This is a genomic window from Arthrobacter sp. TE12231, assembly GCF_054062895.1.
In genome coordinates this window covers 2415919-2442543 of record NZ_JBSSFS010000001.1, presented here as the reverse complement: position 1 = coordinate 2442543, position 26625 = coordinate 2415919, and the positions used below count along the sequence as shown (strand labels likewise).

23 protein-coding genes and 1 tRNA gene are annotated in these 26625 nt (G+C 67.8%); 22 read left to right on the top strand and 2 right to left on the bottom strand.

What is annotated here, in order from left to right:
* Window positions 1-34 precede the first annotated feature (34 nt).
* The 8 genes from ribD to hisF all read left to right on the top strand — a co-directional run bounded on the left by ribD (window position 35) and on the right by hisF (window position 6221).
* On the top strand, window positions 35-1225 hold the full coding sequence (ribD, locus tag ACVWYS_RS11075) for a bifunctional diaminohydroxyphosphoribosylaminopyrimidine deaminase/5-amino-6-(5-phosphoribosylamino)uracil reductase RibD (protein ID WP_456509731.1): 1191 nt from the start codon (window positions 35-37) through the stop codon (window positions 1223-1225).
* Entirely contained in the window at window positions 1225-1923 is a 699-nt protein-coding gene (locus ACVWYS_RS11070; protein WP_456509730.1) for a riboflavin synthase, read from the top strand. The genes ribD and ACVWYS_RS11070 overlap by 1 nt, the downstream gene beginning before the upstream one ends.
* Window positions 1920-2681, top strand: coding sequence for a 3,4-dihydroxy-2-butanone-4-phosphate synthase (ribB, locus tag ACVWYS_RS11065; RefSeq protein ID WP_456509729.1), 762 nt, complete (start codon window positions 1920-1922; stop codon window positions 2679-2681). The genes ACVWYS_RS11070 and ribB overlap by 4 nt, the downstream gene beginning before the upstream one ends.
* Window positions 2682-2727: 46 nt before the next feature.
* Window positions 2728-3378 carry a GTP cyclohydrolase II gene (gene ribA / locus ACVWYS_RS11060; protein WP_116767467.1) on the top strand — a complete coding sequence of 217 codons (651 nt, stop codon included), beginning with the start codon at window positions 2728-2730 and terminating at the stop codon, window positions 3376-3378.
* Between the two features lie 126 nt (window positions 3379-3504).
* Entirely contained in the window at window positions 3505-3990 is a 486-nt protein-coding gene (gene ribH / locus ACVWYS_RS11055; protein WP_090581814.1) for a 6,7-dimethyl-8-ribityllumazine synthase, read from the top strand.
* Between the two features lie 202 nt (window positions 3991-4192).
* Window positions 4193-4456 carry a phosphoribosyl-ATP diphosphatase gene (locus tag ACVWYS_RS11050; protein ID WP_018772463.1) on the top strand — a complete coding sequence of 88 codons (264 nt, stop codon included), beginning with the start codon at window positions 4193-4195 and terminating at the stop codon, window positions 4454-4456.
* 102 nt (window positions 4457-4558) lie between these two features.
* Window positions 4559-5401, top strand: coding sequence for an ATP phosphoribosyltransferase (gene hisG / locus ACVWYS_RS11045; RefSeq protein ID WP_091252891.1), 843 nt, complete (start codon window positions 4559-4561; stop codon window positions 5399-5401).
* Window positions 5402-5444: 43 nt separating this feature from the next.
* Window positions 5445-6221, top strand: coding sequence for an imidazole glycerol phosphate synthase subunit HisF (hisF, locus tag ACVWYS_RS11040; protein WP_456509728.1), 777 nt, complete (start codon window positions 5445-5447; stop codon window positions 6219-6221).
* 435 nt (window positions 6222-6656) lie between these two features.
* On the opposite strand, the gene ACVWYS_RS11035 is transcribed toward hisF, so the two are convergent.
* Window positions 6657-7301 carry a TIGR03085 family metal-binding protein gene (locus tag ACVWYS_RS11035; RefSeq protein WP_344368053.1) on the bottom strand — a complete coding sequence of 215 codons (645 nt, stop codon included), beginning with the start codon at window positions 7299-7301 and terminating at the stop codon, window positions 6657-6659.
* Between the two features lie 202 nt (window positions 7302-7503).
* Here ACVWYS_RS11035 and hisI point away from each other — a divergent pair, with 202 nt between their 5' ends.
* From hisI to pyk, 11 genes are all read left to right on the top strand, one after another.
* Window positions 7504-7989 (top strand): phosphoribosyl-AMP cyclohydrolase, encoded by a 486-nt coding sequence (gene hisI / locus ACVWYS_RS11030; protein WP_116767464.1) that lies wholly within the window; start codon window positions 7504-7506, stop codon window positions 7987-7989.
* A gap of 128 nt (window positions 7990-8117) precedes the next feature.
* The gene (locus ACVWYS_RS11025; protein ID WP_116767463.1) at window positions 8118-9719 is read left to right on the top strand and encodes an anthranilate synthase component I; all 1602 of its coding nucleotides are present in this window, start codon (window positions 8118-8120) and stop codon (window positions 9717-9719) included.
* Window positions 9719-10375, top strand: a complete 657-nt coding sequence (locus tag ACVWYS_RS11020) for a Trp biosynthesis-associated membrane protein (protein WP_116767462.1) — start codon at window positions 9719-9721, stop codon at window positions 10373-10375. Before ACVWYS_RS11025 ends, ACVWYS_RS11020 begins: the two co-directional genes overlap by 1 nt.
* Before the next feature lie 115 nt (window positions 10376-10490).
* On the top strand, window positions 10491-10778 hold the full coding sequence (locus ACVWYS_RS11015) for an HGxxPAAW family protein (protein WP_116767461.1): 288 nt from the start codon (window positions 10491-10493) through the stop codon (window positions 10776-10778).
* Between the two features lie 2 nt (window positions 10779-10780).
* On the top strand, window positions 10781-11599 hold the full coding sequence (gene trpC / locus ACVWYS_RS11010; RefSeq protein ID WP_456509727.1) for an indole-3-glycerol phosphate synthase TrpC: 819 nt from the start codon (window positions 10781-10783) through the stop codon (window positions 11597-11599).
* Window positions 11600-11723: 124 nt separating this feature from the next.
* Window positions 11724-13082 (top strand): tryptophan synthase subunit beta, encoded by a 1359-nt coding sequence (gene trpB / locus ACVWYS_RS11005; protein ID WP_116767459.1) that lies wholly within the window; start codon window positions 11724-11726, stop codon window positions 13080-13082.
* Entirely contained in the window at window positions 13079-13915 is an 837-nt protein-coding gene (gene trpA / locus ACVWYS_RS11000; RefSeq protein WP_456509726.1) for a tryptophan synthase subunit alpha, read from the top strand. The genes trpB and trpA overlap by 4 nt, the downstream gene beginning before the upstream one ends.
* A 3-nt stretch (window positions 13916-13918) precedes the next feature.
* A complete protein-coding gene (gene lgt / locus ACVWYS_RS10995; protein WP_344368047.1) occupies window positions 13919-15202 on the top strand; it encodes a prolipoprotein diacylglyceryl transferase in 1284 nt (427 codons plus the stop codon).
* 264 nt (window positions 15203-15466) lie between these two features.
* Window positions 15467-20083: a glutamate synthase large subunit gene (gltB, locus tag ACVWYS_RS10990; protein ID WP_456509725.1), complete on the top strand. Its 4617-nt coding sequence runs from the start codon at window positions 15467-15469 to the stop codon at window positions 20081-20083.
* Complete coding sequence (locus tag ACVWYS_RS10985) at window positions 20076-21533, top strand: glutamate synthase subunit beta (protein ID WP_456506952.1); 1458 nt, start codon at window positions 20076-20078, stop codon at window positions 21531-21533. The genes gltB and ACVWYS_RS10985 overlap by 8 nt, the downstream gene beginning before the upstream one ends.
* A gap of 83 nt (window positions 21534-21616) precedes the next feature.
* Window positions 21617-23119, top strand: a complete 1503-nt coding sequence (pyk, locus tag ACVWYS_RS10980; RefSeq protein ID WP_116767454.1) for a pyruvate kinase — start codon at window positions 21617-21619, stop codon at window positions 23117-23119.
* Between the two features lie 121 nt (window positions 23120-23240).
* On the opposite strand, the gene ACVWYS_RS10975 is transcribed toward pyk, so the two are convergent.
* Window positions 23241-23846, bottom strand: coding sequence for an ANTAR domain-containing response regulator (locus tag ACVWYS_RS10975; RefSeq protein WP_018772478.1), 606 nt, complete (start codon window positions 23844-23846; stop codon window positions 23241-23243).
* A 205-nt stretch (window positions 23847-24051) separates the two neighbouring features.
* On the opposite strand from ACVWYS_RS10975, the gene ACVWYS_RS10970 reads away from it, so the two are divergent.
* The 3 genes from ACVWYS_RS10970 (at window position 24052) to ACVWYS_RS10960 (ending at window position 25955) form a co-directional block, all read left to right on the top strand.
* Window positions 24052-24133, top strand: a tRNA-Leu gene (locus ACVWYS_RS10970).
* Between the two features lie 866 nt (window positions 24134-24999).
* Complete coding sequence (locus tag ACVWYS_RS10965; RefSeq protein ID WP_456509724.1) at window positions 25000-25593, top strand: hypothetical protein; 594 nt, start codon at window positions 25000-25002, stop codon at window positions 25591-25593.
* The gene (locus tag ACVWYS_RS10960) at window positions 25590-25955 is read left to right on the top strand and encodes a hypothetical protein (RefSeq protein ID WP_456509723.1); all 366 of its coding nucleotides are present in this window, start codon (window positions 25590-25592) and stop codon (window positions 25953-25955) included. Before ACVWYS_RS10965 ends, ACVWYS_RS10960 begins: the two co-directional genes overlap by 4 nt.
* Window positions 25956-26625: the final 670 nt, after the last annotated feature.

Below are 26625 nucleotides of genomic sequence, written 5' to 3'. Positions count from 1 at the left end.
CCACTGTGGCCGTCCCCGACGTAGGGGTGATGGCATGAGCGGCAGTCACCTGGCCACCGCAGCTCCTTTGGGCGAGCCCGACGCCGGAGCCCCCTTCAGCGCCGCGGAACGTGCGGCCATGCAAGCTGCCCTCGCTGCCGCGGCGCAGGGTCCGCGGGGCGCCAACCCGCTCGTGGGCGCCGTCGTCCTCGGAACGGACGGGTCGCCCCTCGTCACCGGGTACCACCGCGGGGCAGGGACTGCCCACGCCGAAGCTGACGCGATTGCCCAGGCGCAGGCGGCGGGTTTGGATCTCCGCGGTGCTTCGATGGTGGTGACCCTGGAACCGTGCAACCACTGCGGACGCACCGGCCCCTGCGCCCAGGCGATCATCAACGCCGGCATCACCGACGTCATCTACGCCATCGATGACCCCCATGACCCGGCCGCCGGCGGCGCCGTGACGCTCCGCGCCGCGGGTGTCCGCGTCCGGTCCGGGCTGGCGGCCGACGCCGCGCTGGATTTAAACCGGCGCTGGTTCGACGCCGTCGCCGCCAAACGGCCCTTCGTCACGCTGCATATCGCACAGACCCTCGACAGCCGCATTGCTGCCGGCGACGGCACCAGCCAGTGGATCTCCAGCCCGGAGTCCCTCGCCGACAACCATGCGCTCCGGGGCCGGATTGACGCCATCCTGGTCGGCACGCAGACGGTGCTGGTCGACAACCCCCGGCTCACGGCCCGGAATTCTGACGGCGAGGAGTCCGGCAAGCAGCCGCTGCGCACCGTGATGGGCTACCGAGGCATACCCGAGGACGCGGCCATCCACGGCGCGGACGGCAACGTCCTGCACCTGGCGACCCGTGATCCGCGCGAGGCTCTGGACCAGCTGTTCCAGAGCGGCGTCCGGCACCTCATGGTGGAAGGCGGTTCCCGGATCCTGAGCGCATTCCTCACCGCCGGTCTGGTCGATGAACTCATCGTCTACCTGGCGCCGACGCTGCTCGGCTCCGGAACGCCCGCGCTCGACGACCTGGGCATCACCACCCTGGCCGATGCCCAACAGTGGGAATGGGACTCCGCGTCCGGGGGCGCCGTCCAGATGCTCGGCCGCGACCTCCGGCTGCATCTTCGCCCGGCGGGCCCCGCCAGCGCGCCCGGCGTGGAGAGCCCGGCCGCCACCTCTACTTCATCCGATACAACCCCGCACCGCAATGGCGCGGACACCGCCGCAGGAGGCAATTGATGTTTACCGGAATTATCGCCGAGCAGGGAAAGGTGCTTTCCGTTGAGCGCAACGGCGACGTCAGCGCCACCGTTCGGCTCCACGCGCCCGGCACCACGGACGGCCTCGCCCTGGGTGGTTCCATCGCGGTCAACGGCGTCTGCCTCACGGCCACGCAAATCGACGGCAAAGACTTCAGCGTCGACGTCATGGGCGAAACTCTCAACCGTAGCACCATCGGTGAACTCACTGCCGGCGATCCCGTCAACCTGGAGCGCTGCGTCCCGGCCGGGGGACGGCTGGACGGTCACGTCGTCCAGGGGCATGTCGACGGCGTCGGGCAGCTTCTGGAACGCGAGGGCCTTGGCAACTGGGACCGGCTCCGGTTCGGTGTGCCGGCCGGACTGGCACGGTATATCGCCGAAAAGGGCTCCATCGCCGTCGACGGCGTCTCCCTCACGGTCACTGCCGTGAGCCCCGCGAACGATCCGGCGCCCTGGTTTGAAGTCGGGCTGATCCCCACGACCCTCACGGAGACCGGCCTGGGCAGCAAGCCCCTCGGCGGCCGGGTGAACCTTGAAGTTGACGTGCTGGCGAAATACACCGAACGCCTCCTGTCCTTTGCCAGCGGAACGTCGCCCGCAGCGCACCGGGCGTCCGCGGCGCCCGCCGAAGAAGCAGCCCAAGAAGCAGCACTCACGGACGGGGCAGCGAAATGAGCCGCGTCAAGGACCAAGCAGGCCATATCCTGGCTGAAGAACTCCGCCCCGTCGCGGAAGGCGCCGCGGCGGACTCAGCCGCACACCCGGCTGCAGACCCCGTTGCAGACTCAGGCAGGACGGGCCTCGACCCGATCGGGGACGCCATTGCCGCCATGGCCGCCGGGCGTCCCGTCCTCGTAGTGGATAACGAGGACCGCGAGAACGAAGGCGATATCATTTTCGCCGCCCAGCACGCGACGCCGGCACTGATGGGCTGGACGGTCCGCTACAGCTCTGGCGTGATCTGCGTACCGCTGGCCGCCGACCGGGCCGACGCCCTCGCGCTGCCGCCGATGGTGGCCGTTAACGAAGACGCCAAGGGCACCGCCTACACCGTGTCCTGTGATGCCGCCGTCGGAGTCAGCACCGGAATTTCTGCCACGGACCGCGCCTTGACAGCCCGGATCCTGGCCGACCCGCAAAGCCAGCCGAAATCCCTGACGCGTCCCGGGCATGTTTTTCCCCTCCGCGCCGTTAAGGGGGGAGTGCGGGAACGTCCCGGCCACACCGAAGCGGCCGTGGACCTGTGCCGGCTGGCGGGACTGGAACCCGTGGGAGTGATTGCAGAGCTGGTGTATGACAACGGAGAAATGATGCGGCTGGACGGACTACGCGGCTTCGCCATTGAGCATGGCTGCCCCCTGATTTCGATTGCGGATCTGGTGGCCTACCTCGAAGCAGGGCAGCACGACAGCTACGCAGCGGATCCCGTCTGATGGAGGAGAAACAGTGACGACTTCTAAGACACGAGAAGAAACGGCCATGGCAGGTCAGCCGCATCCGGTCAGCGCAGGACCCATCGTCCAACTGCCCACCGCATTTGGCGATTTCGTGGCCCAGGCCTGGACCGATCTGGCCACTGGAGCCGAGCACCTGGCGGTCAGTTCACCGATGCAACCTGTGGACGGGATGGCCCCGCTGGTCCGCTTGCATTCGGAGTGCCTCACCGGAGACGTGTTCGGCTCCTACCGGTGCGACTGCGGCGAACAGCTGGCCTATGCCCTCGAGATGATCAACGAGTTCGGCGGTACGCTGCTCTACCTGCGCGGCCAGGAGGGACGCGGAATCGGCTTGGCGAACAAGATGAAGGCCTATGCCCTGCAGGAGGCCGGATTCGACACTGTGGAGGCCAACGAGCAGCTCGGGTTGCCCGTCGATGCGCGCTGCTACAAGGCGGCGGCCCAGATCCTCGCCGATATGGGCCTCCACGAGATCCGGCTCCTGAGCAACAACCCGGACAAACAGGACCGGCTCGCCCAGGCAGGCGTCACGGTGGTGGAGATGGTCCCCACTGAGGTTCCTTCCAGGGAACAGAACATCCGCTACCTGCAGACGAAAAAGGACCGGATGGACCACCGCCTGGTTCTGGACGTTGAACCGGCTCCGGCCGGATTCGAGCACGACCAGGACTGACCCGGCGGCCCTCCGGGCCGTTCCGCCCCGCTTCACCCGCCAGCCCGCCGTGCCCGGCAGCCTAAGCTGCCCGGCAGGGCGGACTGGCGGCGGACCAACCACCAGACTCAACAGCAAGGAATTCCCATGAGTGGCCACGGCGCCCCCCAGATCGACCTCAGCACGTTCAAGCCGGAGGAAACCTCGCGGCTCAAACTGGCCATCGTGGCCGCGAGCTGGCACACCCAGATCATGGACGGGCTCCTTGACGGCGCCCTGCGTGCCGCGAAGGACGCCGGCATCAGCGAGCCGACCGTCCTGCGGGTGCCGGGCACGTTTGAGCTCCCCGTCGCGGCTGCCCGGCTGGCACCGCACTTCGACGCCGTCGTGGCGCTCGGCGTCGTCATCCGTGGCGGGACGCCGCACTTCGAATATGTCTGCGAGGCAGCCACCCTGGGCCTGACCGAGGTCAGCGTCCGCACCGGCGTCCCCGTGGGCTTCGGCGTGCTGACGTGCGATACCGAACAGCAGGGCATCGACCGGGCCGGCCTGCCGGGTTCCACCGAGGACAAGGGGCACGAGGCCGTCACCGCCGCCCTGGCCACGGCAGTGACCCTCAAGCAGTTCGGCTAAGTACCGCTTCACCCAGACAATTCGCTCCAGACAATTCGCCCCGGACAACCGGAGCCCGCACAACTGCAGCTCCAGGCGGGGCGGCCGGCAGCCCGCCGGCCGCCCCGCCTGTGATTGACATGGTGTGCAATGCCTCACATCCCGTTCGTCATGCAAGGGCCCGGCAGGCGTTCCCGCGCCGGGAGCAAGTAGGCTTGGGGGCGTGAAGAATTTCGAGTCGCTGTTCGCAGAACTGAGTGAAAAGGCAGCCGTCCGCCCGGAAGGCTCCCGCACCGTCGCCGAACTGGATTCCGGAGTCCATGGCATCGGCAAGAAGGTCGTGGAGGAAGCAGCCGAGGTCTGGATGGCTGCCGAGTATGAATCCGATGAAGCCGCCGCTGAGGAAATTTCGCAGCTGCTGTACCACCTGCAGGTTCTGATGCTCGCCAAAGGACTCACCCTGGAAGACGTCTACAAGCATCTGTAGCCGCGCCCGCACGGAAAACGCCAGGACTCATCCGGCGGAACCCGCGCACCGCGTGGCCGACGTGCCCAACAGAGACCTTCCACACCCAAGAGAGACTTTCCCATGCTTAGAGTTGCCGTCCCGAACAAGGGATCCCTGTCCGAAGCCGCCTCCGCCATGCTTGCCGAGGCTGGCTACCGCCAGCGCCGCGACACCCGCGAACTGGTCATGGTGGACCCGGACAACGACATTGAGTTCTTCTTCCTGCGTCCGCGCGACATCGCCGTGTACGTGGGCCAGGGAACACTCGACGTCGGCATCACCGGCCGTGACCTGCTGCTCGACGCCGAGGTCGAGGCCGAGGAACTGCTGCCGCTGGGCTTCGCCGCGTCCACCTTCCGCTTCGCCGGCCCCGTGGGCGACTTCACCACCATCGAACAGCTCGAGGGCAAGCGCCTCGCCACGAGCTATGACGGTCTGCTGCGCGGCTACCTGGCCGAGCGCGGCATCAAAGCGAAGGTGGTCCGCCTCGACGGCGCCGTAGAATCCTCCGTACGCCTCGGCGTCGCGGACGCAATTGCCGACGTCGTCGAGACCGGCACCACGCTCAAGGCCGCCGGCATGGAGATTTTCGGCGAGCCGATCCTGAACTCCGAGTCGGTGCTGATCGGCCGCAAGGGCGAGCAGAACCCGGCCACCGAGGTACTGATCCGCCGGCTTCAGGGCGTGCTCGTGGCCCGGCAGTACGTGCTGATGGACTACGACATCCGTAAGGAGCTCGTAGAGCAGGCCGCCGGACTCACCCCGGGCCTGGAGTCGCCGACCGTCTCGCCGCTGCGCGATTCGGACTGGGTGGCCGTCCGCTCGATGGTGCCCAAGCGGGAAACCAACCGGATCATGGACGAGCTCTACGACCTCGGCGCCCGCGCCATCCTGGTCAGCAGCATCCACGCCTGCCGCATCTGAGCGCCCACCTGCCGAGTCCCTCCAGCAAACATCAGGAGAAGTCATGACTGTTGCCGTGCGCGTCATCCCGTGCCTCGACGTCGATGCCGGCCGCGTGGTCAAAGGCATCAACTTTGAAGGGCTCCGCGACGCCGGTGACCCGGTGGAACTGGCGCACCGCTACGACAACAGCGGCGCCGACGAGCTGACCTTCCTTGACGTCACGGCGTCGTCCGGCAACCGGGAGACCACGTTCGACGTCGTCCGCCGCACCGCCGAGGAAGTTTTCATCCCGCTCACGGTCGGCGGCGGTGTCCGCGGCGTGGCCGAGGTGGACAAGCTCCTGCGCTGCGGCGCGGACAAAGCCGCCATCAACACTGCCGCCGTGGCCCGGCCGGACGTGATCGACGAGATCACCCGGCACTTTGGGTCCCAGGTCCTGGTGCTTTCCCTCGACGCCCGGCGCACCCGCCCGGGTTCGAAGCCCACCCCGTCCGGCTTCGAAGTCACCACCCACGGCGGACGCCAGGGGACCGGGATCGACGCCATCGGGTGGGCCCGGGAAGCTGCCGACCGCGGCGTTGGGGAGATCCTGCTCAACTCGATCGACGCCGACGGCACCAAGGACGGCTTTGACCTGGAATTGATCCGGCTCGCCCGTGCGGGGGTCAAGGTGCCGCTCATCGCCTCCGGCGGCGCCGGCAAACCCGAGCACTTCCCGCCGGCCGTGGCAGCGGGCGCCGACGCCGTTCTCGCGGCGTCGGTCTTCCACTTCGGGCCCCTCGACATGATCGCCCAGGTCAAGGCCGCGATCCGGCAGGCAGGCTTCGAGGTCCGCTAGTCCCCACCCGCCCCCTATCCTCGCAAGTCCACACCGGCTCCCTGCCCTCGCAAGCTCGGGCTGGGGCCCTCGCCGGAGCGGCTCCACGGACAGGGACCCTGCGGGCGTGGGCCCACCACCCGCCCCCTATCCTCGCAAGTCCACACCGGCTCCCTGCCCTCGCAAGCTCGGGCTGGGGCCCTCGCCGGAGCGGCTCCACGGACAGGGAACCCTGCGGGCGTGGGCCCACCACCCGCCCCCTATCCTCGCAAGTCCACACCGGCTCCCTGCCCTCGCAAGCTCGGGCTGGGGCCCTCGCCGGAGCGGCTCCACGGACAGGGAACCCTGCGGGCGTCGGCCCACCGCCCGCTTACAACAACGCGGGGTCGCTTGTCGCCCATCCCGGAGGGGAATATGGGCGGTAGGTGACCCCCGCGTTGCTTTGTTGTGGGGGAGTTAGAGGCCGACTTCGGCGGACTGCAGGAGCGCGACAGCATCCGGCTGGCCTTCGAAGGTCACGAGGGCGTGGCGTGTGCGGCCGTGGGCGTGCATGAGGAGTTCCCCGGGCTCGCCGACGATGGCCACCGACACGGGGGCTCGCTTGGCCACGTGCCGCGGGCCGGAAGGGCTCACCAGCACAATGCCCAGGTCCACGCCGCGGTACAGGATGGCCGCCCGCTTGACGAGTTCGTCCCACAGAGCGTCCGAGTAGGCCTCGTCCAGGGCCCGCGGTGCCCAGCGGTCCACGGCGCGGCGCACGTCTTCGGTGTGCACAAAGTATTCGATCAGGTTGGAGCTCTCGTCCAGTGCCTTGATCCGCAGCGGCGACAGCGCCGGGGGACCGGCCCGGAAGGCGTTGACCAATTTGGCGTAGTCCTCGGGGGTCTTCAGCGTGCCGGCGAGTTCGGCCGTGGCCTGGTCCGAGGCCTTGGAAAGGCGTTTGATCAGCAGGCCAAGTCCGACGGCGATTTTCCGCTCGCGCAGGTATAGGTGCGCGGCAAGGTCGCGGGTGAGCCACCCCGTGCAGAGCGTGGCGGCATCAGGGCCGGCTGCCAGCAGGGTTTCGGCCAGGACTTCTCGGGACGGTTCGACGAAATGCATCACTTGTGAAACTAGCACGAGACGGCCGCGCGTGGGCACAGGAATCGCCGCCGCAGGGGTGCGTGACGGCTTCATCCGGTGGGGGAGCGGCGGGGGAACGCGGAAGGCGCGTCGAAGAGCGGCCAAGTGTTAGGCGGGAGTGTTAAGCGACGGCGTGGACCCGCAGGCCAGCGGCCTGCCCGGAGGCACTAGACTTGATCTGATGTCTGAGCAGCCCGCCCCCGCCACCAGCCCCGCCAACGCTGTCCCCGGCGACGCCGTCGACACCGACGCCGTCGTATCCGGCGACGCCGCATCCAATGCAGCGCCGTCGGCCCCGGATTCCGCGGCCAGCCCCCTGCCGGCCGGACTGGCGGACGCCCTGAAGCGCGACAGCGCCGGCCTGGTGGCCGCGATCGTCCAGCAGTTCGACACCCACGAGGTGCTCATGCTGGGCTGGATGGACGACGAGGCGTTGCACCGCACCATGACGAGCGGCCGTGTGACTTTCTATTCACGGTCCCGCCAGGAGTATTGGCGCAAGGGCGACACCTCCGGGCACGTCCAATGGGTCAAGTCGCTCGCGATGGACTGCGACGGCGATGCCCTGCTGGTGCGGGTCGACCAGGTGGGCGCGGCCTGCCACACCGGAACCCGGACCTGCTTCGATGGCCGCGAGATCGACGCCGTCGTCGGCCATGGCGGCTAAGCGCCCCCGGCGCGGAAACCCGGCACAGCACTCCGGCACCCCCACAGCTTCACTGACCGGACCACCGGCAGGATCCCACGACCGGATCCGCTACGGGTCCCACTAAAGAACAGGCGGAAAGCACAGCCATGCAGGACCTTGGAATCATCAGCCCTGGCCTTGAAGAGTTCCGTGAACTCGCAGGCCACAGCCGCGTCATCCCCGTCCGGCTCAAGGTGCTCGCTGACGCCGAAACTCCCATCGGGCTCTACCGCAAGCTCGCCCACGGCCAGCCCGGAACGTTCCTGATGGAATCGGCGGCGGTCGGCGGATCCTGGTCCCGCTACTCCTTCATCGGCTCCCGCTCCCGCGCCACCCTGACCACCAAGGACGGCCAGGCGTACTGGCTCGGCGAGCCCCCGGTCGGCGTGCCGCTGGACGGCAACCCCGTGGACGCCATCCGCGACACGGTGGCGGCGCTCCGCACCGACCGTTTCGACGGCCTCCCGCCGTTCACCTCCGGCCTGGTCGGATTCCTGGGCTGGGAAACCGTCCGGCACTGGGAGAAACTGACCAGCCCTCCGGAGGACGACCTCGAACTGCCGGAGCTGGCCCTCAACCTCGTCACGGACATGGCGGTCCACGACAACATGGACGGCACAGTCCTGCTGATCGCCAACGCCATCAACTTCGACAACAGCTCCGAGCGCGTCGACGACGCCTGGCATGACGCCGTCGCCCGCGTAAAGGCCTTGCTGGAAAAGATCAGCAGCCCCGTCAAGCAGCCCGTCTCCGTCCTGGAAACCGCCGCGCTCGACTTTGCCTCGAGCGTGCAGGAACGCTGGGACGAGGCCGACTACCTCGCCGCCCTGGACCGCGGCAAGGAGGCGATCGTGGACGGGGAGGTCTTCCAGGTGGTGATCTCGCGCCGCTTCGAAATGGAATGCGGCGCGGACCCCCTCGATGTGTACCGGGTCCTGCGGAACACCAATCCCAGCCCGTACATGTACCTCTTCAGCTTCGAAGATGCCGCGGGCCGCGAGTACACGATCGTCGGCTCCTCGCCGGAGGCCCTCGTCACCGTGACCGGGGACGAGGTCATCACCCACCCGATCGCCGGATCACGCCCGCGGGGCAAAACGGTGGAAGCGGACAAGGCGCTGGCCGAAGAACTGCTGGCGGACCAGAAAGAGCGTGCCGAGCACCTGATGCTGGTCGACCTGTCCCGCAATGACCTCTCCAAGGTCTGCGTTGCAGGATCGGTCGATGTCACGCAGTTCATGGAAGTGGAACGCTTCAGCCACATCATGCACCTCGTGTCCACGGTGGTCGGCAAGCTGGCTCCGGAGGCCAAGGCCTACGACGTCCTCAAGGCCACGTTCCCGGCAGGCACCCTCTCCGGGGCCCCGAAGCCGCGGGCACTGCGCCTCCTGGACGAGCTCGAACCGCACCGGCGCGGAATCTACGGCGGCGTGGTGGGGTACCTGGACTTCGCCGGCGACATGGACATGGCGATCGCGATCCGTTCGGCCCTGCTCCGGGAAGGCCGCGCGTACGTCCAGGCCGGTGGCGGGATCGTTGCCGATTCGGTGAACCCCACCGAGGCCCAGGAAACCGTCAACAAGGCCGCCGCGCCGCTGCGCGCCGTCCACACCGCCGGTTCGCTGCACAACATCACCGCCGACCAGGTGCCCGACGCCGCTGCTGTGACCGACGCCGCGTCTGTGACCGACGCCGGGGCGGACAACTGATGGGGGAGCCGGGAGCCATCGTCAAGACCACCGCAAGGCCGGCCGTTCCTCGCTGGGCCCGCAAGTCCACCCTTGTCCTGGTGATCGCCGCCCTGGCGCTGGCCGTCTTCGGGACCACCACGCAGACCTGGCTGACGGTGCACCTCGATCCCGCCCAGCTCGGCGGCGCCGTGGCCAGCCAGAACGGCCTGCAGGTCCAGGGCAGCAAGGCCGCCACGACCGTCACGGCCCTGGCCCTCGTTGCCCTCGCCGGGGGTCTCGCGGCCTCCATCGCCGGGCGCGTGGCGCGCTGGGTCATCACGGTCATCATCGTCCTGGCCGCCGCGGGCATCGTCGCCGCGGCTGCCGTCGTCCTGGCGGACCCGCTGGCCGCGGCCCAGGGATCCATCGCGGCCGCCACCGGAATCAGCGGCAGTAACGTCCAGGTGGACGTCACCGTCTTCCCCGTCCTGGCCGTCGTCGCCGGGTCCCTGCTGGGGATCTGCGCCCTCGCGATCGTGCCGGCCGGCCGGTACTGGAAGAGCCGCACCAAATATGACGCGGCAGCCGCCACGCGCGCCGACGGCGGGACCGCAGTTGGTGGTACTACCGCCGCAGCGCCCGCGGACGAGATTGACAGCTGGGACCGGTTGTCCCGAGGTGACGACCCCACCTGAGCCGATGCCGCGGGCGCGCCCAGCAGCGCCGCCAGTAACGCGACCAGCAAGGCGGCCAAAACACACAGCCAAAAAATGGCAGAATGTAAGCAGTATTCATCCTGAGGAGATTTCAATGAGCAAAGCCACTGTTTCCGCATCCACGTCCGCTGCTTCGAAGGGCGTCTACGACGACGTCGATCACAGCGAAGCGCCGGGGCACGGCAACAGCCCGGCCGCGTGGACCTGCGTGATCGTGATGCTGATCGGCGCCCTCATTGCGTCCATCGCCTTCGTCATCGCCAACACGCCCGTCTTTATTGCCGGCGCCGTCGTCATGGTGATCGGCCTGCTGGCCGGCTGGGTCATGCGCAAGGCCGGCTACGGCGTCGGCGGCAGCAAGCTGAAGAACTCCGGCCACTGAGCGTGAGCGTTCTCGACGACATCAATGCCGGTGTCAGGGAGGATATGGAGACGCGCCAGCGCCTCGTCACGCTCGCGGAACTGAAGGAGCGCGCCGCAGCGGCGCCACCTGCCCGCGATGCCTGGGCAGCCCTGGGCGGGAACTCAAGCCCGCGGGACCAGCTCAAAGTGATTGCCGAGGTCAAGCGCCGGAGCCCGTCCAAGGGCCGGCTCGCGGAAATTGCCGATCCCGCTGCCCTCGCCGCGCAATACGCAGACGGCGGGGCCGCCGTCATCAGCGTCCTGACCGAGGAACGCCGCTTCGGCGGCTCGCTGGCCGACCTCGACGCCGTCCGGGCGGCCGTGGACATTCCGCTGCTGCGCAAGGACTTCATGCTCGACGAGTACCAGATCTGGGAAGCCCGTGCCCACGGCGCCGACCTGATCCTGCTGATCGTGGCCTCGCTCTCGGACGCCCAGCTGCGCGAGTTTACGGCCCTCAGCCGCGAACTCGGCATGAACGTGTTGGTGGAGACCCACACGGCTGAGGAAATCGAGCGCGCCGTGGCCGCCGAGGCCCGGATCATCGGCGTCAACGTGCGCAACCTCAAGACGCTCGACGTCGACCGTTCCGTCTTCGCGGAGCTGGCCGGCGGGATTCCCGCCGGTGCGCTCGTGATCGCCGAGTCCGGGGTGCGCGATGTCCAGGACGTCAGCCACTACGCAGCCCGCGGCGCCAACGCGGTCCTGGTGGGCGAGGCGCTGGTCAGCGACACGACCCCCCGCGAACGGATCGCAGAATTCATGGCCGCCGGCGCAACGGCAATCGCCGCCCGCGCCTGAGGCAGGCCGGTCCGGGCGTTTGCGTCCGGGCCGCGAGCGGTTCCGGGCCCGCAGTTGCCCGGACAACGAGCGGATCTCATGTGCAGATCCCCGAAGCTAGCAGTGGAACAGGATGGTGAGACTGATGGTCGATGCGCCAGCAACCGGCTCAGACGAAAGTGCCGTGGACGCGTTCCTGCAGGGCGACCGCCCCCAGGAACATCCCACGCAGGGCGAACCGTCCCTGCGGCACGCCCCGGGACCCTACTTCGGGAACTACGGCGGCCGATGGATGCCGGAGTCGCTCATCGCAGCCCTGGACGAACTCGAGGACACCTTCGAGAAGGCCAAGGCCGATCCTGAGTTCACCGCCCAGATCGCGGACCTGAACAAGAACTACTCGGGCCGGCCCTCACTGCTGACCGAGGCCAAGCGCTTCGCCGAGCACGCCGGCGGAGTCCGGATTTTCCTCAAGCGCGAAGACCTCAACCACACGGGCTCGCACAAGATCAACAACGTCCTGGGCCAGGCGCTGCTGGCTAAGCGGATGGGCAAGACCCGCGTCATCGCCGAAACCGGCGCCGGGCAGCACGGCGTGGCGAGCGCCACCGCGGCCGCCCTGCTGGGCTTGGAATGCGTTGTCTACATGGGCGCCGAGGACTGCCGCAGGCAGTCCCTCAACGTGGCCCGGATGGAACTCCTCGGCGCGACGGTCATTCCGGTGACCAACGGCTCCCAGACCCTCAAGGACGCCATCAACGAGGCCCTGCGCGACTGGGTCGCGAACGTGGGCACCACCCACTACCTGCTGGGGACCGCCGCCGGCGCGCACCCGTTCCCGGCGATGGTCCGCTACTTCCACGAAGTCATCGGTGAGGAAGCCCGGGCCCAGATCCTGGACCAGACGGGCCGGCTTCCGGACGCCGTCTGTGCCTGCATCGGCGGCGGCTCCAATGCCATCGGCATCTTCCACGGCTTCCTCGATGACCCCTCGGTCAAGATCTACGGCTTCGAAGCCGGGGGCGAGGGCGTCGAAACCGGACGCCACGCAGCCACCATCACCCTCGGCAAGCCGGGCGTGCTGCACGGCGCACGGTCCTACCTCATGCAGGACGACGACGGCCAGACCATCGAATCGCACTCCATCTCGGCGGGCCTGGACTACCCCGGGGTCGGCCCCGAGCACTCCTACCTGGCCGACATCGGGCGGGTAAGCTACGAGCCCATCACGGACAGCGAAGCCATGGAGGCCTTCCGGCTCCTCTGCCGCACCGAGGGCATCATCCCCGCCATCGAGTCCGCGCACGCCCTCGCCGGCGCCATCAAGGTGGGCCAGCGGCTCGCGGCCGAGGCCGGCCCCGAGGGCAAAGCAACAGACAAGATCGTGATCGTCAACCTCTCCGGCCGCGGCGACAAGGACGTGGCCACCGCCGCGGAATGGTTCGACCTGCTGGACAAGGACTCACCCGAAGCCGAAATCGCCAAAGAGGGGGAGCAGCTGTGAGCACCATCCACGACGGCGCCAACCAGGCCGCCGCACAGCACGCCAGCAAGTCGGCGGCCGCCATTGACCGCGCTCGGGCCCAAGGCCGGGCAGCTCTGATCGGCTACCTGCCGGCCGGCTACCCTAGCGTCGAAGACAGCATTGCCGCCGGCATCGCCCTGGCCGAGAACGGCGCCGACCTCATCGAAATCGGCATCCCGTACTCGGATCCGGTCATGGACGGCCAGGTCATCCAGGCGGCCACCACGGAGGCCCTCGCGAAGGGCTTCCACGTCCGGCAGGTCTTCGACGTCGTCCGCGGCATCACGAGCAAGACTGACGCCGCCGTCCTGGTCATGACCTACTGGAACCCCGTGGTCCGGATGGGCGTGGACGAGTTTTCCCGCAGCCTTGCCGAGGCCGGGGGAGCCGGACTCATCACTCCGGACCTGATCCCCGACGAAGCCTCCGAATGGATGGCGGCCTCGGACAAGTACGGACTGGACCGCGTGTTCCTCGTGGCGCCCTCGTCCTCTCCGGAACGCATGAAGCGGACCGTCGAGGCCAGCCGCGGCTTCGTGTACGCCGTCTCCATCATGGGCGTCACCGGCGCCCGGACCTCGGTCAGCTCCGCGGCCAAGGACGTTGTGGCCGCCGCGCACGCCGCGGGCGCCGAACGCGTCTGCGTGGGCCTGGGCGTCTCCAATGCGGACCACGTCCGCGAGATCGCCGAGTACGCCGACGGCGTGATCGTGGGCACCGCCCTCGTCGCGGCCATCCGGGACGGCGGCGTGGATGCGGTAGCCGCCTTGACGAAAGACCTCAGCACTGGCCTTACCAAGGAAGAAGCGTAAGCAATGCAGTCAGTCCTCCACGCGGCGGCGATGATTCCCGCGAGCATTCCGAGCCCTAGCTGGTCCGGATTCGACATCCCGCTGCCGTGGGGGTCACTGCGCATCCACGCCTACGCCCTCTGCATCCTCGCCGGCATCGTTGCGGGCCTCTGGCTCACCTCCGTCCGCTGGGCGCGCCGCGGCGCGCCCGAGGGCAGCGTGTGGGACATCGCCATCTGGGCCATTCCGTTCGGCATCATCGGCGGACGGCTCTACCACGTGTTCTCCTCACCGGATGCCTACTTCGGCCCCGGCTTCAACGGCACCGGAGACCTCTCCCTGATTCCGCAGATCCAGCGCGGCGGCCTGGGCATCTGGGGCGCCGTCGTCCTCGGCGCGGTGGGCGCCTGGATCGGGTGCCGGCGGGCCGGGGTGAAGCTGAGCGCCTTCATGGACGCCGCGGCCCCCGGGCTGCTGCTGGCCCAGGCAATTGGCCGGTGGGGGAACTACTTCAACCAGGAGCTCTTCGGCGGCCCCACCACGCTGCCGTGGGGGCTCCAGATCGACCCCAACAGCCCTAATTTTCCGGCCGGTATGCCCGCCGACACACTCTTCCACCCAACGTTCCTCTACGAGTCCCTGTGGAACCTGGCCGGCGTCGTGATCCTGCTGGCCCTGGACCGGAAGTTCAACTTCCGCCGCGGCCGTCTCTTCTGCCTCTACGCCGTCTACTACACCCTGGGCCGGGTGTGGATCGAAGCCATGCGGATCGACGACGCCGAGCAGATCAGCCTGTTCGGCATTACCACCCGGCTCAACGTCTGGACCAGCATCTTTGTTCTCATCGGTGCCCTGATCGCCTTCATCCTCCTCGGGCTGCGCAAGCCCTCAGGTCCGGACACCCCGTTCCTCCCGGGCCGGGAACCGGCAGCCGAAACCGCCGACGTCGAAACCGCCGGGACGGCCGGGAAGCCTGACGCCGAAGCGGTTCCCGCGGCGGTCTCCGCCGTCGAAACCGGTGCTGCCGCCACTGCCGATAAAGGCACTGCTGACGCTGTTCCCGCCGGCGCAACATCCATCCGCCATGCGGACACACTTGTCTCAGATAGTGAATCCCGTGGTAATCTCCGAGATAACCAAAGCGGACCAGGTCCCGCACCCGCGTCTGTCTCCGCACCTGCGGACGAAGATGCTGGCGCGAGCAAGGACTCCACCGGCGGCACCAAGCCCGCCACCGGAGATCCGGCAGCCGGAGTATCCGGCCGCCAGGCAACCGAAACCGCGCCGGAGGCCGAGGGCACCAAGTAACTCGGCACCGGCAACTCGGGTTGCGGAGCCACCGCTCGCAGGACCCGACACCACAGCGTCGTGGCAAGAGGGAATGTTTTGGACAGCAGATAGGCGCTGTCCACGCAAGCCCTGGCCAGTACCTGCGTAACTGTTACTACAGAAGGCCGGGCTGGCCTACAATTCCAGTTAGAAAAACACTCTGTTGCGCCCATCACACCGGCGTGCCGAGTGGGGCCAATGTTGTCCCTCCCATACGCACGATCAGGAGGAAGGACGTCTCCAATGACCCAAACTCTTCACAGCCCCAGCTGGTCCGATCCGGACCAGTCGACGGCCGCAACGTCACCCTTCGCCCGTTTTGCGTCGATGCCGGCCGCGGCCGGGCTCTACAACCCGGAGAACGAGAAGGACGCCTGCGGCCTGGCCATCATCGCCACGCTGCGCGGTGAGCCGGGCTACGACATCGTCGACGCGGCCCTGACCGCACTGCGCAACCTTGAGCACCGCGGCGCCGTGGGCGCCGATGAGGGCACCGGCGACGGCGCCGGCCTCCTCATGCAGGTCCCGGACGAATTCTTTCGCGCAGTCACCGACTTCGAGCTTCCCGCCCCCGGCCAGTACGTGGTGGGAACCGCCTTCCTGCCGGCCGAGCAGCGCGAATCAGACGCCGCCCGGGCCGGAATCGAAAGCCTCGCCGCCGATGAGGGCCTGACGGTCCTGGGCTGGCGCGAAGTCCCGATTGTGGCGGACCTCGTCGGGGCAATGGCCCGCGCCTGCATGCCGCACTTCTCCCAGCCGTTCTTCGCCTCCAGCACCGGGGAAACCCTCGAACGCAATGAGCTCGATTCCCGCGCCTGGCGGATCCGAAAGCGCGCCCAGAACAAGTTCGGCGTGTACTTCCCGTCGCTGTCCTCGCGGACGATCGTCTACAAGGGCATGCTCACCACCGCGCAGCTGGAACCGTTCTACCCGGACCTTTCGGATAAGCGCTTCAAGACCAAGCTCGCGATCGTCCACTCGCGCTTCTCCACCAACACGTTCCCGTCCTGGCCGCTGGCCCAGCCGTTCCGCACGATCGCGCACAACGGCGAGATCAACACCGTCAAGGGCAACCGCAACTGGATGCGGGCGCGGCAGTCGCAGCTCGCCAGCCCGCTGCTGGGCGACTCGCCCGAAGAGCTGTTCCCGATCTGCACCCCCGGCGCCTCGGACTCCGCCTCGTTTGACGAGGTTGCGGAGCTGCTCTGGCTTTCCGGCCGGCCCATCACCCACTCGATCATGATGATGATCCCGGAGGCGTGGGAGAACCACGCCACCATGGATCCGGCGCGCCGCGCCTTCTACGAGTACCACTCCATGCTCATGGAGCCGTGGGACGGGCCCGCTGCTGTTTCCTTCACGGACGGCAACCTGGTCGGCGCCACGCTGGACCGCAACGGGCTGCGCCCGGGCCGGTACTGGATCACCGAAGACGGGCTCATCGTCTTCGCCTCCGAAGTCGGCGTGATCGACGTCGAACCCTCCAAGGTGGTCAAGAAGGGCCGCGTCTCGCCGGGCAAGATGTTCCTGGTGGACACCGGGGCCGGACGGATCATTGACGACGCCGAGGTCAAGGCCGAGGTCGCCGCGGCGAACCCCTGGGCCGAATGGCTCAAGGACAACCTGATCGACCTCAAGAACCTCCCCGAGCGCGAGCACGTTGTCCACACGGCCGCGTCGGTCAACATCCGCCAGCGGACCTTCGGCTACACCACCGAGGAACTGAAGATCCTGCTCGGACCGATGGCGCGCACCGGCGCCGAACCGCTGGGTGCCATGGGCTCCGACACCCCCGTGGCCGTGCTGTCCAAGCGCCCGCGGCTGCTCTTCGACTACTTCGTACAGTCCTTCGCGCAGGTCACCAACCCGCCGCTGGATGCCATCCGTGAAGAGCTCGTCACGTCCCTGACGTGCGCGATCGGCCCGAACGGCAACCTGCTGGACACCAAGCAGGTCCGGCAGCCGCAGGTCTCGCTGCCGTTCCCCGTGATCAACAATGACCAGCTCGCCAAGATCGCGAACATCGAGAGCGCCGACGGCGACAAGGTCGCCATGAAGGTCCGCGGACTCTACCGCCCCGAAGGCGGCGAGCACGCCCTCCGCGCCCGCCTCACCGAAATCTGCGAGCAGGTCTCCGGCGCGATCAACCGCGGCGTCCAGTACGTAGTGCTCTCGGACCGCGACTCGAACGCCCAGTGGGCGCCGATCCCGTCGCTGCTGCTTGTCAGCGCCGTGCACCACCACCTGCTGCGCAGCGCCAACCGCACCAAGACCGCCCTCGTGGTGGAGGCCGGAGACGTCCGCGAGACGCACCACGTCGCCGTGCTCATCGGCTACGGCGCCTCGGCCGTGAACCCCTACCTGGCCATGGAATCCGTGGAACAGCTCATCGCCTCCGGTGACGTCGTCGGCGTCACCCCGCAGGACGGCGTGTACAACCTGATCAAGGGCCTCGGCAAGGGCGTCCTGAAGATCATGTCCAAGATGGGCATCTCCACTGTGGCCTCCTACACCGGTGCCCAGACCTTCGAGGCGCTCGGCCTCGGCCAGGATCTGGTGGACGAGTACTTCTCCGGCACGCATTCCCAGCTCGGCGGCGTGGGCCTCGATGTCGTCGCCGCCGAAGTCCTGGCACGCCACCGGATGGCCTACCCCGAGAACGGGATCGAACTGCCGCACCAGCCGCTGCTCGGCGGCGGCGAATACCAGTGGCGCCGCGACGGCGAACCCCACCTGTTCAACCCGGAGACCGTCTTCCGGCTGCAGCACGCCACGCGTGAACGCCGCTACGACATCTTCAAGGCCTACACCCGCGGCGTGGACGACCAGTCCGAGAACCTCATGACCCTCCGCGGCCTGCTGAAGTTCAAGGCCGGCCTGCGTCCCGCGGTGCCGCTTGAGGAAGTGGAGCCCGTCTCCAGCATCGTCAAGCGGTTCTCCACCGGTGCCATGAGCTACGGCTCCATCTCCCAGGAAGCCCACGAGACCCTCGCGATCGCCATGAACCGGCTGGGCGGCAAGTCCAACACCGGTGAGGGCGGCGAGGACGTGGACCGCCTGCTCGATCCCACCCGCCGTTCCGCTGTCAAGCAGATCGCCTCCGGCCGCTTTGGCGTCACGAGCCTGTACCTGTCCAACGCGGACGACATCCAGATCAAGATGGCGCAGGGTGCCAAGCCCGGCGAAGGCGGCCAGCTGATGGCGCAGAAGGTCTACCCCTGGGTGGCCCGGACGCGGCACTCGACGCCCGGCGTCGGCCTCATCTCGCCGCCCCCGCACCACGACATCTACTCGATCGAGGACCTCGCGCAGCTGATCTACGATGCCAAGCGCGCCAACCCCTCGGCCCGCGTGCACGTCAAGCTCGTCTCCGAGGTCGGGATCGGCACCGTGGCGGCCGGCGTCACCAAGGCGAAGGCCGACGTCGTGCTCGTATCCGGACACGACGGCGGTACCGGCGCCTCGCCGCTGAACTCGCTCAAGCACGCCGGCGTCCCGTGGGAACTCGGCCTGGCCGAGACACAGCAGACGCTCATGCTCAACGGCCTGCGCGACCGCGTGGTGGTGCAGGTGGACGGCCAGCTCAAGACCGGCCGCGACGTCGTGATCGCCGCGCTGCTTGGCGGCGAGGAGTTCGGCTTTGCCACCGCCCCGCTGGTGGTCTCCGGCTGCATCATGATGCGCGTCTGCCACCTGGACACCTGCCCGGTGGGCGTCGCGACCCAGAACCCCGAGCTCCGCTCGCGGTTCAGCGGCAAGCCGGAATTCGTGGTGAACTTCTTCGAATTCCTCGCCGAAGAGGTCCGTGAAATTCTCGCGGAGCTCGGTTTCCGCAGCATCGAGGAGGCGATCGGCCACGCCGAGATGCTCGACTCCCGCGACGCGATCAACCACTGGAAGGCCGAAGGGCTGGACCTGGATCCGATCCTGCACGGCCTCGAGTTCGACGACGACGCCCCGCTGCGGAACCTCACCGGACAGAACCACGAGCTCGACAAGCACTTCGACCAGCGCCTGATCGCCATGGCGGCCGAAGCCCTCAGCGACCGCACCCCGGTGAAGATCTCGGTGAACGTCATCAACACAGACCGCTCGGTCGGCACCATGCTCGGCCACGTGGTCACGAAGACGTTCAGCACCGACGTGCTGGCGACCGACACCATTGACATCACGCTCAACGGCACCGCCGGCCAGTCCCTCGGGGCCTTCCTGCCGGCCGGCATTACGCTGCGCATGTTCGGCGACTCGAACGACTACGTCGGCAAGGGTCTTTCCGGCGGCCGCATCATCGTCCGGCCGGACCGCACCAACGTGTTCCCGGCCGAACGCAACGTGATCGCGGGCAACGTGATCGGCTACGGCGCCACGAGCGGCGAGATGTTCCTGCGCGGCCAGGTGGGCGAACGCTTCCTGGTCCGCAACTCCGGCGCCACCGCGGTGGTCGAAGGAATCGGCGACCACGGCTGCGAATACATGACCGGGGGCCAGACGCTGATCATCGGCCGCACCGGGCGCAACTTCGGCGCCGGCATGTCCGGCGGTACGGCCTACGTGCTGGACCTGCAGACCGAACGCGTCAACAAGCAGGCCCTCGAGTCCGGCGAGCTGCAGCTGCGTGAGCTCGACGCCGAGGACCGTGACATTGTCCATGGACTGCTGGTCAAGCACGTCGAGGAAACCGAATCGCTCAACGCGGCCCGGCTCCTCGAGAACTTCGACGACACCGCAGCCCGCATTACCAAGGTGCTGCCGCGCGACTACGCGGCCGTCCTGCAAACCCGTCTTGACGCCATCGAAGAGGGCCTTGACCCCGACGGCGAAGAAGTTTGGTCTCGAATCCTGGAGGTGACCGGTGGCTGATCCACGCGGATTTCTGAAAGTACGTCAGCGTGAAACCCAGCCGCGCCGTCCCGTTCCGGTCCGCATCATGGACTGGAAAGAGGTCTATGAAGCCCAGGAGAAGGGCGTCCTGAAGGCCCAGGCCGGCCGCTGCATGGACTGCGGCGTGCCGTTCTGCCACCAGGGCTGCCCTCTGGGCAACCTCATCCCGGAATGGAACGACCTCATCTGGCGGGACAAGGGCGAGGAAGCGATGGAACGGCTGCACGCCACCAACAACTTCCCCGAGTTCACCGGCCGGCTCTGCCCGGCCCCCTGCGAGGCGTCGTGCGTGCTGGGCATCAACCAGCCCGCGGTGACCATCAAGCAGGTCGAGGTATCGATCGTGGACCAGGCCTTCGAGAACGGCTGGGTCAACCCGCTGCCGCCGGCCCGACTGACCGGCAAGACGGTCGCCGTCGTCGGCTCCGGCCCGGCCGGACTCGCCGTCGCGCAGCAGCTGACCCGCGTGGGCCACACCGTTGCTGTGTACGAGCGCGACGACAAGATCGGCGGGCTCCTGCGCTACGGCATCCCCGACTTCAAGATGGAAAAAGAGCAGGTGGACCGCCGCCTGGAGCAGATGAAGGCCGAGGGCACCCGGTTCCGCACCGGCGTGGCCGTCGGCACCGACGTCACGTGGGAGCAGCTGCGCCGCCGTTACGACGCCGTCGTGGTCGCCACCGGCGCCACCGTCCCGCGTGACCTGCCGATCCCGGGCCGCGAGCTCGAGGGCGTGCACTTCGCCATGGACTACCTTGTCCCGGCCAACCGGGTGGTGGCGGGGGAGACCGTCGAGAACCAGATCAACGCCGCCGGCAAACACGTGGTGATCCTGGGCGGCGGCGACACCGGCGCGGACTGCCTCGGCACCGCGCACCGGCACCAGGCCGCCTCCGTGACCACCCTGGCCATCGGCAAGCAGCCGCCCCTCGAGCGTGCCGGCCACCAGCCGTGGCCGACGTTCCCCACCCTGTTCGAGGTCGCCAGCGCGCACGAGGAAGGCGGCGAACGCACCTACCTCGCCTCCACCGTCGAGTTCGTCGGAGAAAACGGCAAGCTCACGGGCGTCAAGGTCGCAGAGACCGAATTCGTCGACGGCAAGCGCCTCCCGAAGGCCGGCACCGAGCGGATCATTCCGGCGGACCTCGTCTTCCTGTCCCTCGGCTTCACGGGAGCCGAGCCGGCCGGGATCACCGAGCAGGTCAGCGCCGACTTCGACGGCCGCGGCAACGTGGCCCGCGACGGCTACTACATGACCAACACCGAGGGCATCTTCGTTGCCGGGGACGCCGGCCGCGGGCAGTCGCTCATCGTCTGGGCCATCGCCGAGGGGCGCGCCTGCGCCGCCGCGGTGGACAAGTTCCTGATGGGCAGCACCATCCTGCCGGCCCCGGTGGCACCGACCGACCGGGCGATGGCCGTCCTGTAGCCCTTCCGGTCACTGGATTTCGGTCATCAGGGATTCACACTCGCTTCAACTTCATCCATGCAACAGACCACTAGGGTAGGTATATGAGACGCGCTAAAATCGTGGCCACGTTCGGACCGGCAATCGCAAGCTTCGAGAACACGCTTGCCGTGCTGGAAGCCGGCGTCGACGTGGCACGCATGAACATGAGCCACGGTGATTACTCCGTGCACGACAACACCTACGAGAACGTCCGCAAGGCTGCCGGGCAGCTTGGCAAGGCCGTGGGCATCATGGCCGACCTGCAGGGCCCGAAGATCCGCCTGGGCCGCTTCGTGGACGGACCGCACCTCCTGGAGGTCGGTGACACGTTCACGATCACCACCGAGGACGTTCCGGGCACCAAGGACATCTGCTCCACGACGCTCAAGAGCCTCACCGAGGACGTCCAGCCGGGCGATGCCCTGCTGATCGACGACGGCAAGGTTGCCCTGCGCGCCATCGAGGTCGACGCCGTCAAGGTCGTTGCCCAGGTGGTTGTCGGCGGCTGGGTTTCGAACAACAAGGGCATCAACCTGCCCGGCGTGGCCGTCAACGTGCCGGCGCTGAGCGAAAAGGACGAGGACGATCTGCGCTGGGCGATGCGCCGCGGCGTGGACATGGTCGCCCTGTCCTTCGTTCGCGATGCCTCGGACATCGTCCGGGTCCACGAGATCATGGACGAGGAAGGCCGCCGCGTGCCGGTCATCGCCAAGATCGAGAAGCCGCAGGCCGTGGAGCAGCTGCCCGAGATCATCGACGCCTTCGACGCCATCATGGTGGCCCGTGGCGACCTCGGTGTGGAGCTTCCGCTGGAGGAAGTGCCGATCGTCCAGAAGCGCGCCGTCGAACTGGCCCGCCGCTGGGCCAAGCCCGTCATCGTGGCCACCCAGGTCCTCGAGTCCATGATCGACAACCCGCGCCCGACCCGCGCCGAGGCCTCCGACTGCGCCAACGCAGTGCTCGACGGCGCCGACGCGGTGATGCTCTCCGGCGAGACCAGCGTGGGCAAGTACCCGATCGAGACCGTTAAGGTCATGGCCCGGATCATCGAATCCACCGAGGTCCACGGCCTGGAGCGCGTCCCCCCGCTGGGTACCAAGCCCAGGACCCGCGGCGGCGCCATCACCCGTGCCGCCGTCGAGATCGCCGACCAGCTGGAAGCGAAGTACATCTGTACCTTCACCCAGTCCGGTGACTCCGCCCGCCGCCTCTCCCGGCTGCGGCCGATCCGGCCGGTCTTCGCCTTCACTCCGGTGGAGCACGTCTGGAACCAGCTCGCGCTGACCTGGGGCATCCAGCCGGTCCTGGTCCCGATGGTGGGCCACACCGACGAGATGACCGCCCAGGTTGACCGCAGCCTTCTGGAACTGGGCTTGGTGGAGGACGGCGACATGGTGGTTATCGCCGCCGGTTCGCCTCCCGGAAAGGCCGGTTCCACGAACCTGCTGAAGGTCCACAAGGTGGGCGACCTCGCCGACGCCGGCAGCCACGGTGCAGCCGCCGTGACCAAGGACAAGCTCGGCCCCTGGCCGGAAAAGAAGAAGAAGAACCGCGGCCAGGGCTAGTCCTGAACGCGTGAACGCTTGAACACAAAAGGGAGGATCTCCGCCGGTTGGCGGGGATCCTCCCTTTTTGTTGCTGAGTTGCTGAGTTGCTTGCGGCCGCGGTTGTGCGGCCGGGGTGCGGCTAGTTGACCTGGTTGATGATGGTTTCGGCGACCTCGCGCATGCTCAGGCGGCGGTCCATCGAGGTCTTCTGGATCCAGCGGAAGGCTTCAGGCTCCGTCAGGCCCATCTTGGTGGTCAGGAGGCTCTTGGCGCGCTCCACGAGCTTGCGGGTGGCGAACTGCTCCTGCAGGTCGGTGACTTCGCTTTCGAGGGCCTTGATCTCCTCGTGGCGGGAGAGCGCGATCTCCAGCGCCGGGATGAGGTCCGCCGGGGTGAACGGCTTGACCACGTAGGCCATGGCGCCGGCGTCACGGGCCCGCTCCACAAGTTCCTTCTGGCTGAACGCGGTGAGCAGAACCACGGGGGCGATCCGGGCCTTGACGATCTTCTCTGCGGCCGAGATGCCGTCCATGACAGGCATCTTGACGTCCATCAGGACGAGGTCGGGCTTGAGCTCCTCGGCAAGCTGCACGGCCTTTTCGCCGTTGTCTGCCTCGCCGACGACGTCGTAGCCTTCACCGCGCAGGATCTCGATGATGTCCAGGCGGATGAGAGTCTCATCCTCGGCGACAACTACGCGGCGCGCCGGCTGGGAAGTGGGTGTTGACTCCGTCTGTTCTGACACGGGAACTCCTTGGAAAGGTACGGCGGGAACTACACCATCATAGGTTTCGTCCGCCGATGTACTTGGACCGGTTTGGTTCGATGCGGCGTCACTGGCGCGATTCTGGAATTCAGCCTATCTGCATGTAGAGTAATTTCGCGCACTGGAAGCGATCGCGTTGCTCACAGCACTGTGGTTGAGTGATTGTTACACTGGTGTACTCCGCGCCCGAGTGGCGGAATTGGCAGACGCGCCGCACTCAAAATGCGGTATCGAAAGGTGTGTGGGTTCGAGTCCCACCTTGGGCACGCAAGCCCCCTCGTCAGAGGGGGTTTTTGCTTTAACGTGTGTACAAAGCTGGTGGGGCGTCCCTCTGACGCTTGATGCGCGGGCTGTGGCCTGGCTGCCGCGGTGGCCCGTGAAGTTGTGTGGGTGGCGGGTTCAGGGCCTTGGCTGGTGGGTCTTCCGCCTGCTGAGGTGGGGTTATTCGATTCCTCGTTCCGGATTGGTCGGGTGGGCCCGGGGTGGCCTGCACCTATTCATGGGCCGGGGGAGCGGGGACGACATGACGAAACGGGCAGTAGTGCGGAATTTCCTGAAAGGCTTTTTCGGGATGTCCGGCGAGCTGTCGGCGCTTCGTTTGTCCTGCCAAAGCGGGTGTTGACACTGTCAACACTTATGTCCGCAATTTGGCGGACGCCGTGCAAAATGCCGTCAGTCGGTAACGTATCGATTGGCGACGCCGGCAACGGTCTTTGCGGCGGCATGGCAGTTACGGTCGCTGCCCTTTGTATTGCCGGTTTCCAGCCGCCGCCCGACACCACTGTGCGGACACGATTGTCGCCGGGACGGCCCATGACGCGACCTCCCGTGGCGGCGGCTTCGTCGGCCGGGGAGTAATCGAACGGGCCCGCAACGCAACCGCCGCGCCGGCCTTCGGTCTGGTCCTTCTCGCCGCGCTCGGGGCTTTGAACGAGGGGTGGAGGTCCATGCTCCGGTTTCGTGCCGGGCCGGCCAGGGCGGCGGTGCCCGCGGCGCCGGCCCGGCGGCTCCCCGGACCCGGCCTGATACGAGGATTACCCCGGTGGGCCGCACCGCAACGGCCCTGCGCGTGCTAAGTTGGCGGACAACGCCGCGGTTCGACCCGGCAGTATCCGATGCCTGGGGGAGAGCTATGGTCCCGAACCACCGGCAGATCATTGGCCTCCTGGCCGCCGCCGATCCGGTTTTCCTGGCCGGCAGCTTCGTCACTGGCTTCCGCATCTCGTCAGGGCCGGAGGGGGAGCGCGGCGAGTTCCGGTATTTCGGGGACGGCTGCTGGGACATCGCGATAGACGGGGGCGCGGCCTTCCAGCTCACCCCGTACGGATCGAGGGTTGTCCAGGCCGACGGATCTGCCGGGGACGGGCCGGCCATGACGAATCCGCCGCGTCGGCCGCCCTGGTCGCTGGTGCTGCCCCGCCATTCGACGTTCCTGGGCCGTGCCGGCGATGACTGGCAGCCGGATGCAGACTGGCCGATCGCGGAGGCTGAAGGGTCCTGGAGCGTGCCGCTGACGCACCTGGAAGCGCCCGGGCTGAAGGGGACGCTGGTCGTGGACGCCACCAGGTGCATCATCACGCGGGCTGACCTGGGCCACCTAGTGCAGACGCTGTCGATCGACCGGACCGACCCCACCGACGAGGACCTGACGGCCCTGGAACGCCTGAAGACCACGGTCAAGCATTTCAGCGGAACCATCCGGTCGCCAGAAAGGAGCGGGCCATGACGGCGAAAACCACGGCGCCTTCGACGCTTGAGGACGGCGGCGCACTGGAGCTCGTCCATATCCCGGCATGGGAGGCCCGGTACACACTTGGCCAGGACCCGGACGAGCTGGCGCACATGGTTTGCTGCCGGGACCTGGACTGGCGAAAGACCTTCTGCGGGCATCAGGAGGCCGAGCCGGTGATCTTGCAGGAAGCCACGACGCTCTGCACTATGTGTGTGGAGGCAGTCGGCGGTCCGGGGAGCCCGATCTTCTCGCGAAGCTGCCCGTTCGATAACCAGCCGTGCCCGGACGAGGAGGAGCTCGACCGGCCAGGTGCGCGGCGAGCAGCTCTGCCTGCTCGACATCGGCCTGGTAGGTGAACTGCAGGGCCGGTTCGTCAAAGTGCTGGCGGTGCAGCCACAGCCGGTGTTCCTTCGTCCACCGGGTGTCTTTGGGGTAACGGATCCCGTGCCGGAGCACCGGGCCTGGATGAGGGTTTCGGACGCGGTGCCGAGGATCCCGTCGGCCCTGAACTTGTCGCCGCCCGTGTAGCTATCCCAGTCGCCGTCGAAGCGGGCTTCGGTTTCGGGGAATTCGCCGTCGTTCAGCTTCGCCAGCACCATGGTGGCGCCGTTGGCCATCGTGATCGTCACACCAGGAAATGCCGTGTAGTCGGAAACGGCCGGGTCGCTGGTGTAGGCGGCCTGCTGTTCGACGACACCCAGTTCGATGCTGTGCGGATCCTCGACGCCCTCGGGCCACTGTTCCATCGGGTGCGGGTAGGCGGTGTCCGGGTGCGGGAACCGGTCGCGGCCGGCCGGCGGCAGCGTCGCGGGCGACGCGGTGTGGGCGACACTGAGGAACTGGCCGCCGCTGGGTCCGGCTCCGCGGTGCTCTTGCTTCGGGCTCATGCTGGGTCTTTTTTGGCGGGTGCCCGGGCGGGCCCGGACGCTGTTGACCTTGCAGTGTGCGGCGCCGCGGCGAAAACGCCGGGACACGACAACACCCCCAGCCAGTCCCCGGGGGCGCGGGGCCGGATGGGGGTGTTGT

Excerpts from the sequence above, each read along its gene's own strand:
- lgt (WP_344368047.1), top strand. The coding sequence starts at position 13,919 with ATGCAGTCAGTCCTCCACGCGGCGGCGATGATTCCCGCGAGCATTCCG.
- gltB (WP_456509725.1), top strand. The coding sequence starts at position 15,467 with ATGACCCAAACTCTTCACAGCCCCAGCTGGTCCGATCCGGACCAGTCG.
- trpB (WP_116767459.1), top strand. The coding sequence starts at position 11,724 with ATGGTCGATGCGCCAGCAACCGGCTCAGACGAAAGTGCCGTGGACGCG.
- ribB (WP_456509729.1), top strand. The coding sequence starts at position 1,920 with ATGAGCCGCGTCAAGGACCAAGCAGGCCATATCCTGGCTGAAGAACTC.
- ACVWYS_RS10960 (WP_456509723.1), top strand. The coding sequence starts at position 25,590 with ATGACGGCGAAAACCACGGCGCCTTCGACGCTTGAGGACGGCGGCGCA.
- hisG (WP_091252891.1), top strand. The coding sequence starts at position 4,559 with ATGCTTAGAGTTGCCGTCCCGAACAAGGGATCCCTGTCCGAAGCCGCC.
- ACVWYS_RS11020 (WP_116767462.1), top strand. The coding sequence starts at position 9,719 with ATGGGGGAGCCGGGAGCCATCGTCAAGACCACCGCAAGGCCGGCCGTT.
- ACVWYS_RS11025 (WP_116767463.1), top strand. The coding sequence starts at position 8,118 with ATGCAGGACCTTGGAATCATCAGCCCTGGCCTTGAAGAGTTCCGTGAA.
- ribA (WP_116767467.1), top strand. The coding sequence starts at position 2,728 with ATGGCAGGTCAGCCGCATCCGGTCAGCGCAGGACCCATCGTCCAACTG.
- hisI (WP_116767464.1), top strand. The coding sequence starts at position 7,504 with ATGTCTGAGCAGCCCGCCCCCGCCACCAGCCCCGCCAACGCTGTCCCC.
- ribD (WP_456509731.1), top strand. The coding sequence starts at position 35 with ATGAGCGGCAGTCACCTGGCCACCGCAGCTCCTTTGGGCGAGCCCGAC.
- ACVWYS_RS11070 (WP_456509730.1), top strand. The coding sequence starts at position 1,225 with ATGTTTACCGGAATTATCGCCGAGCAGGGAAAGGTGCTTTCCGTTGAG.
- ACVWYS_RS11035 (WP_344368053.1), bottom strand. The coding sequence starts at position 7,301 with ATGCATTTCGTCGAACCGTCCCGAGAAGTCCTGGCCGAAACCCTGCTG.
- pyk (WP_116767454.1), top strand. The coding sequence starts at position 21,617 with ATGAGACGCGCTAAAATCGTGGCCACGTTCGGACCGGCAATCGCAAGC.
- ACVWYS_RS10965 (WP_456509724.1), top strand. The coding sequence starts at position 25,000 with ATGGTCCCGAACCACCGGCAGATCATTGGCCTCCTGGCCGCCGCCGAT.
- hisF (WP_456509728.1), top strand. The coding sequence starts at position 5,445 with ATGACTGTTGCCGTGCGCGTCATCCCGTGCCTCGACGTCGATGCCGGC.
- ribH (WP_090581814.1), top strand. The coding sequence starts at position 3,505 with ATGAGTGGCCACGGCGCCCCCCAGATCGACCTCAGCACGTTCAAGCCG.
- ACVWYS_RS11015 (WP_116767461.1), top strand. The coding sequence starts at position 10,491 with ATGAGCAAAGCCACTGTTTCCGCATCCACGTCCGCTGCTTCGAAGGGC.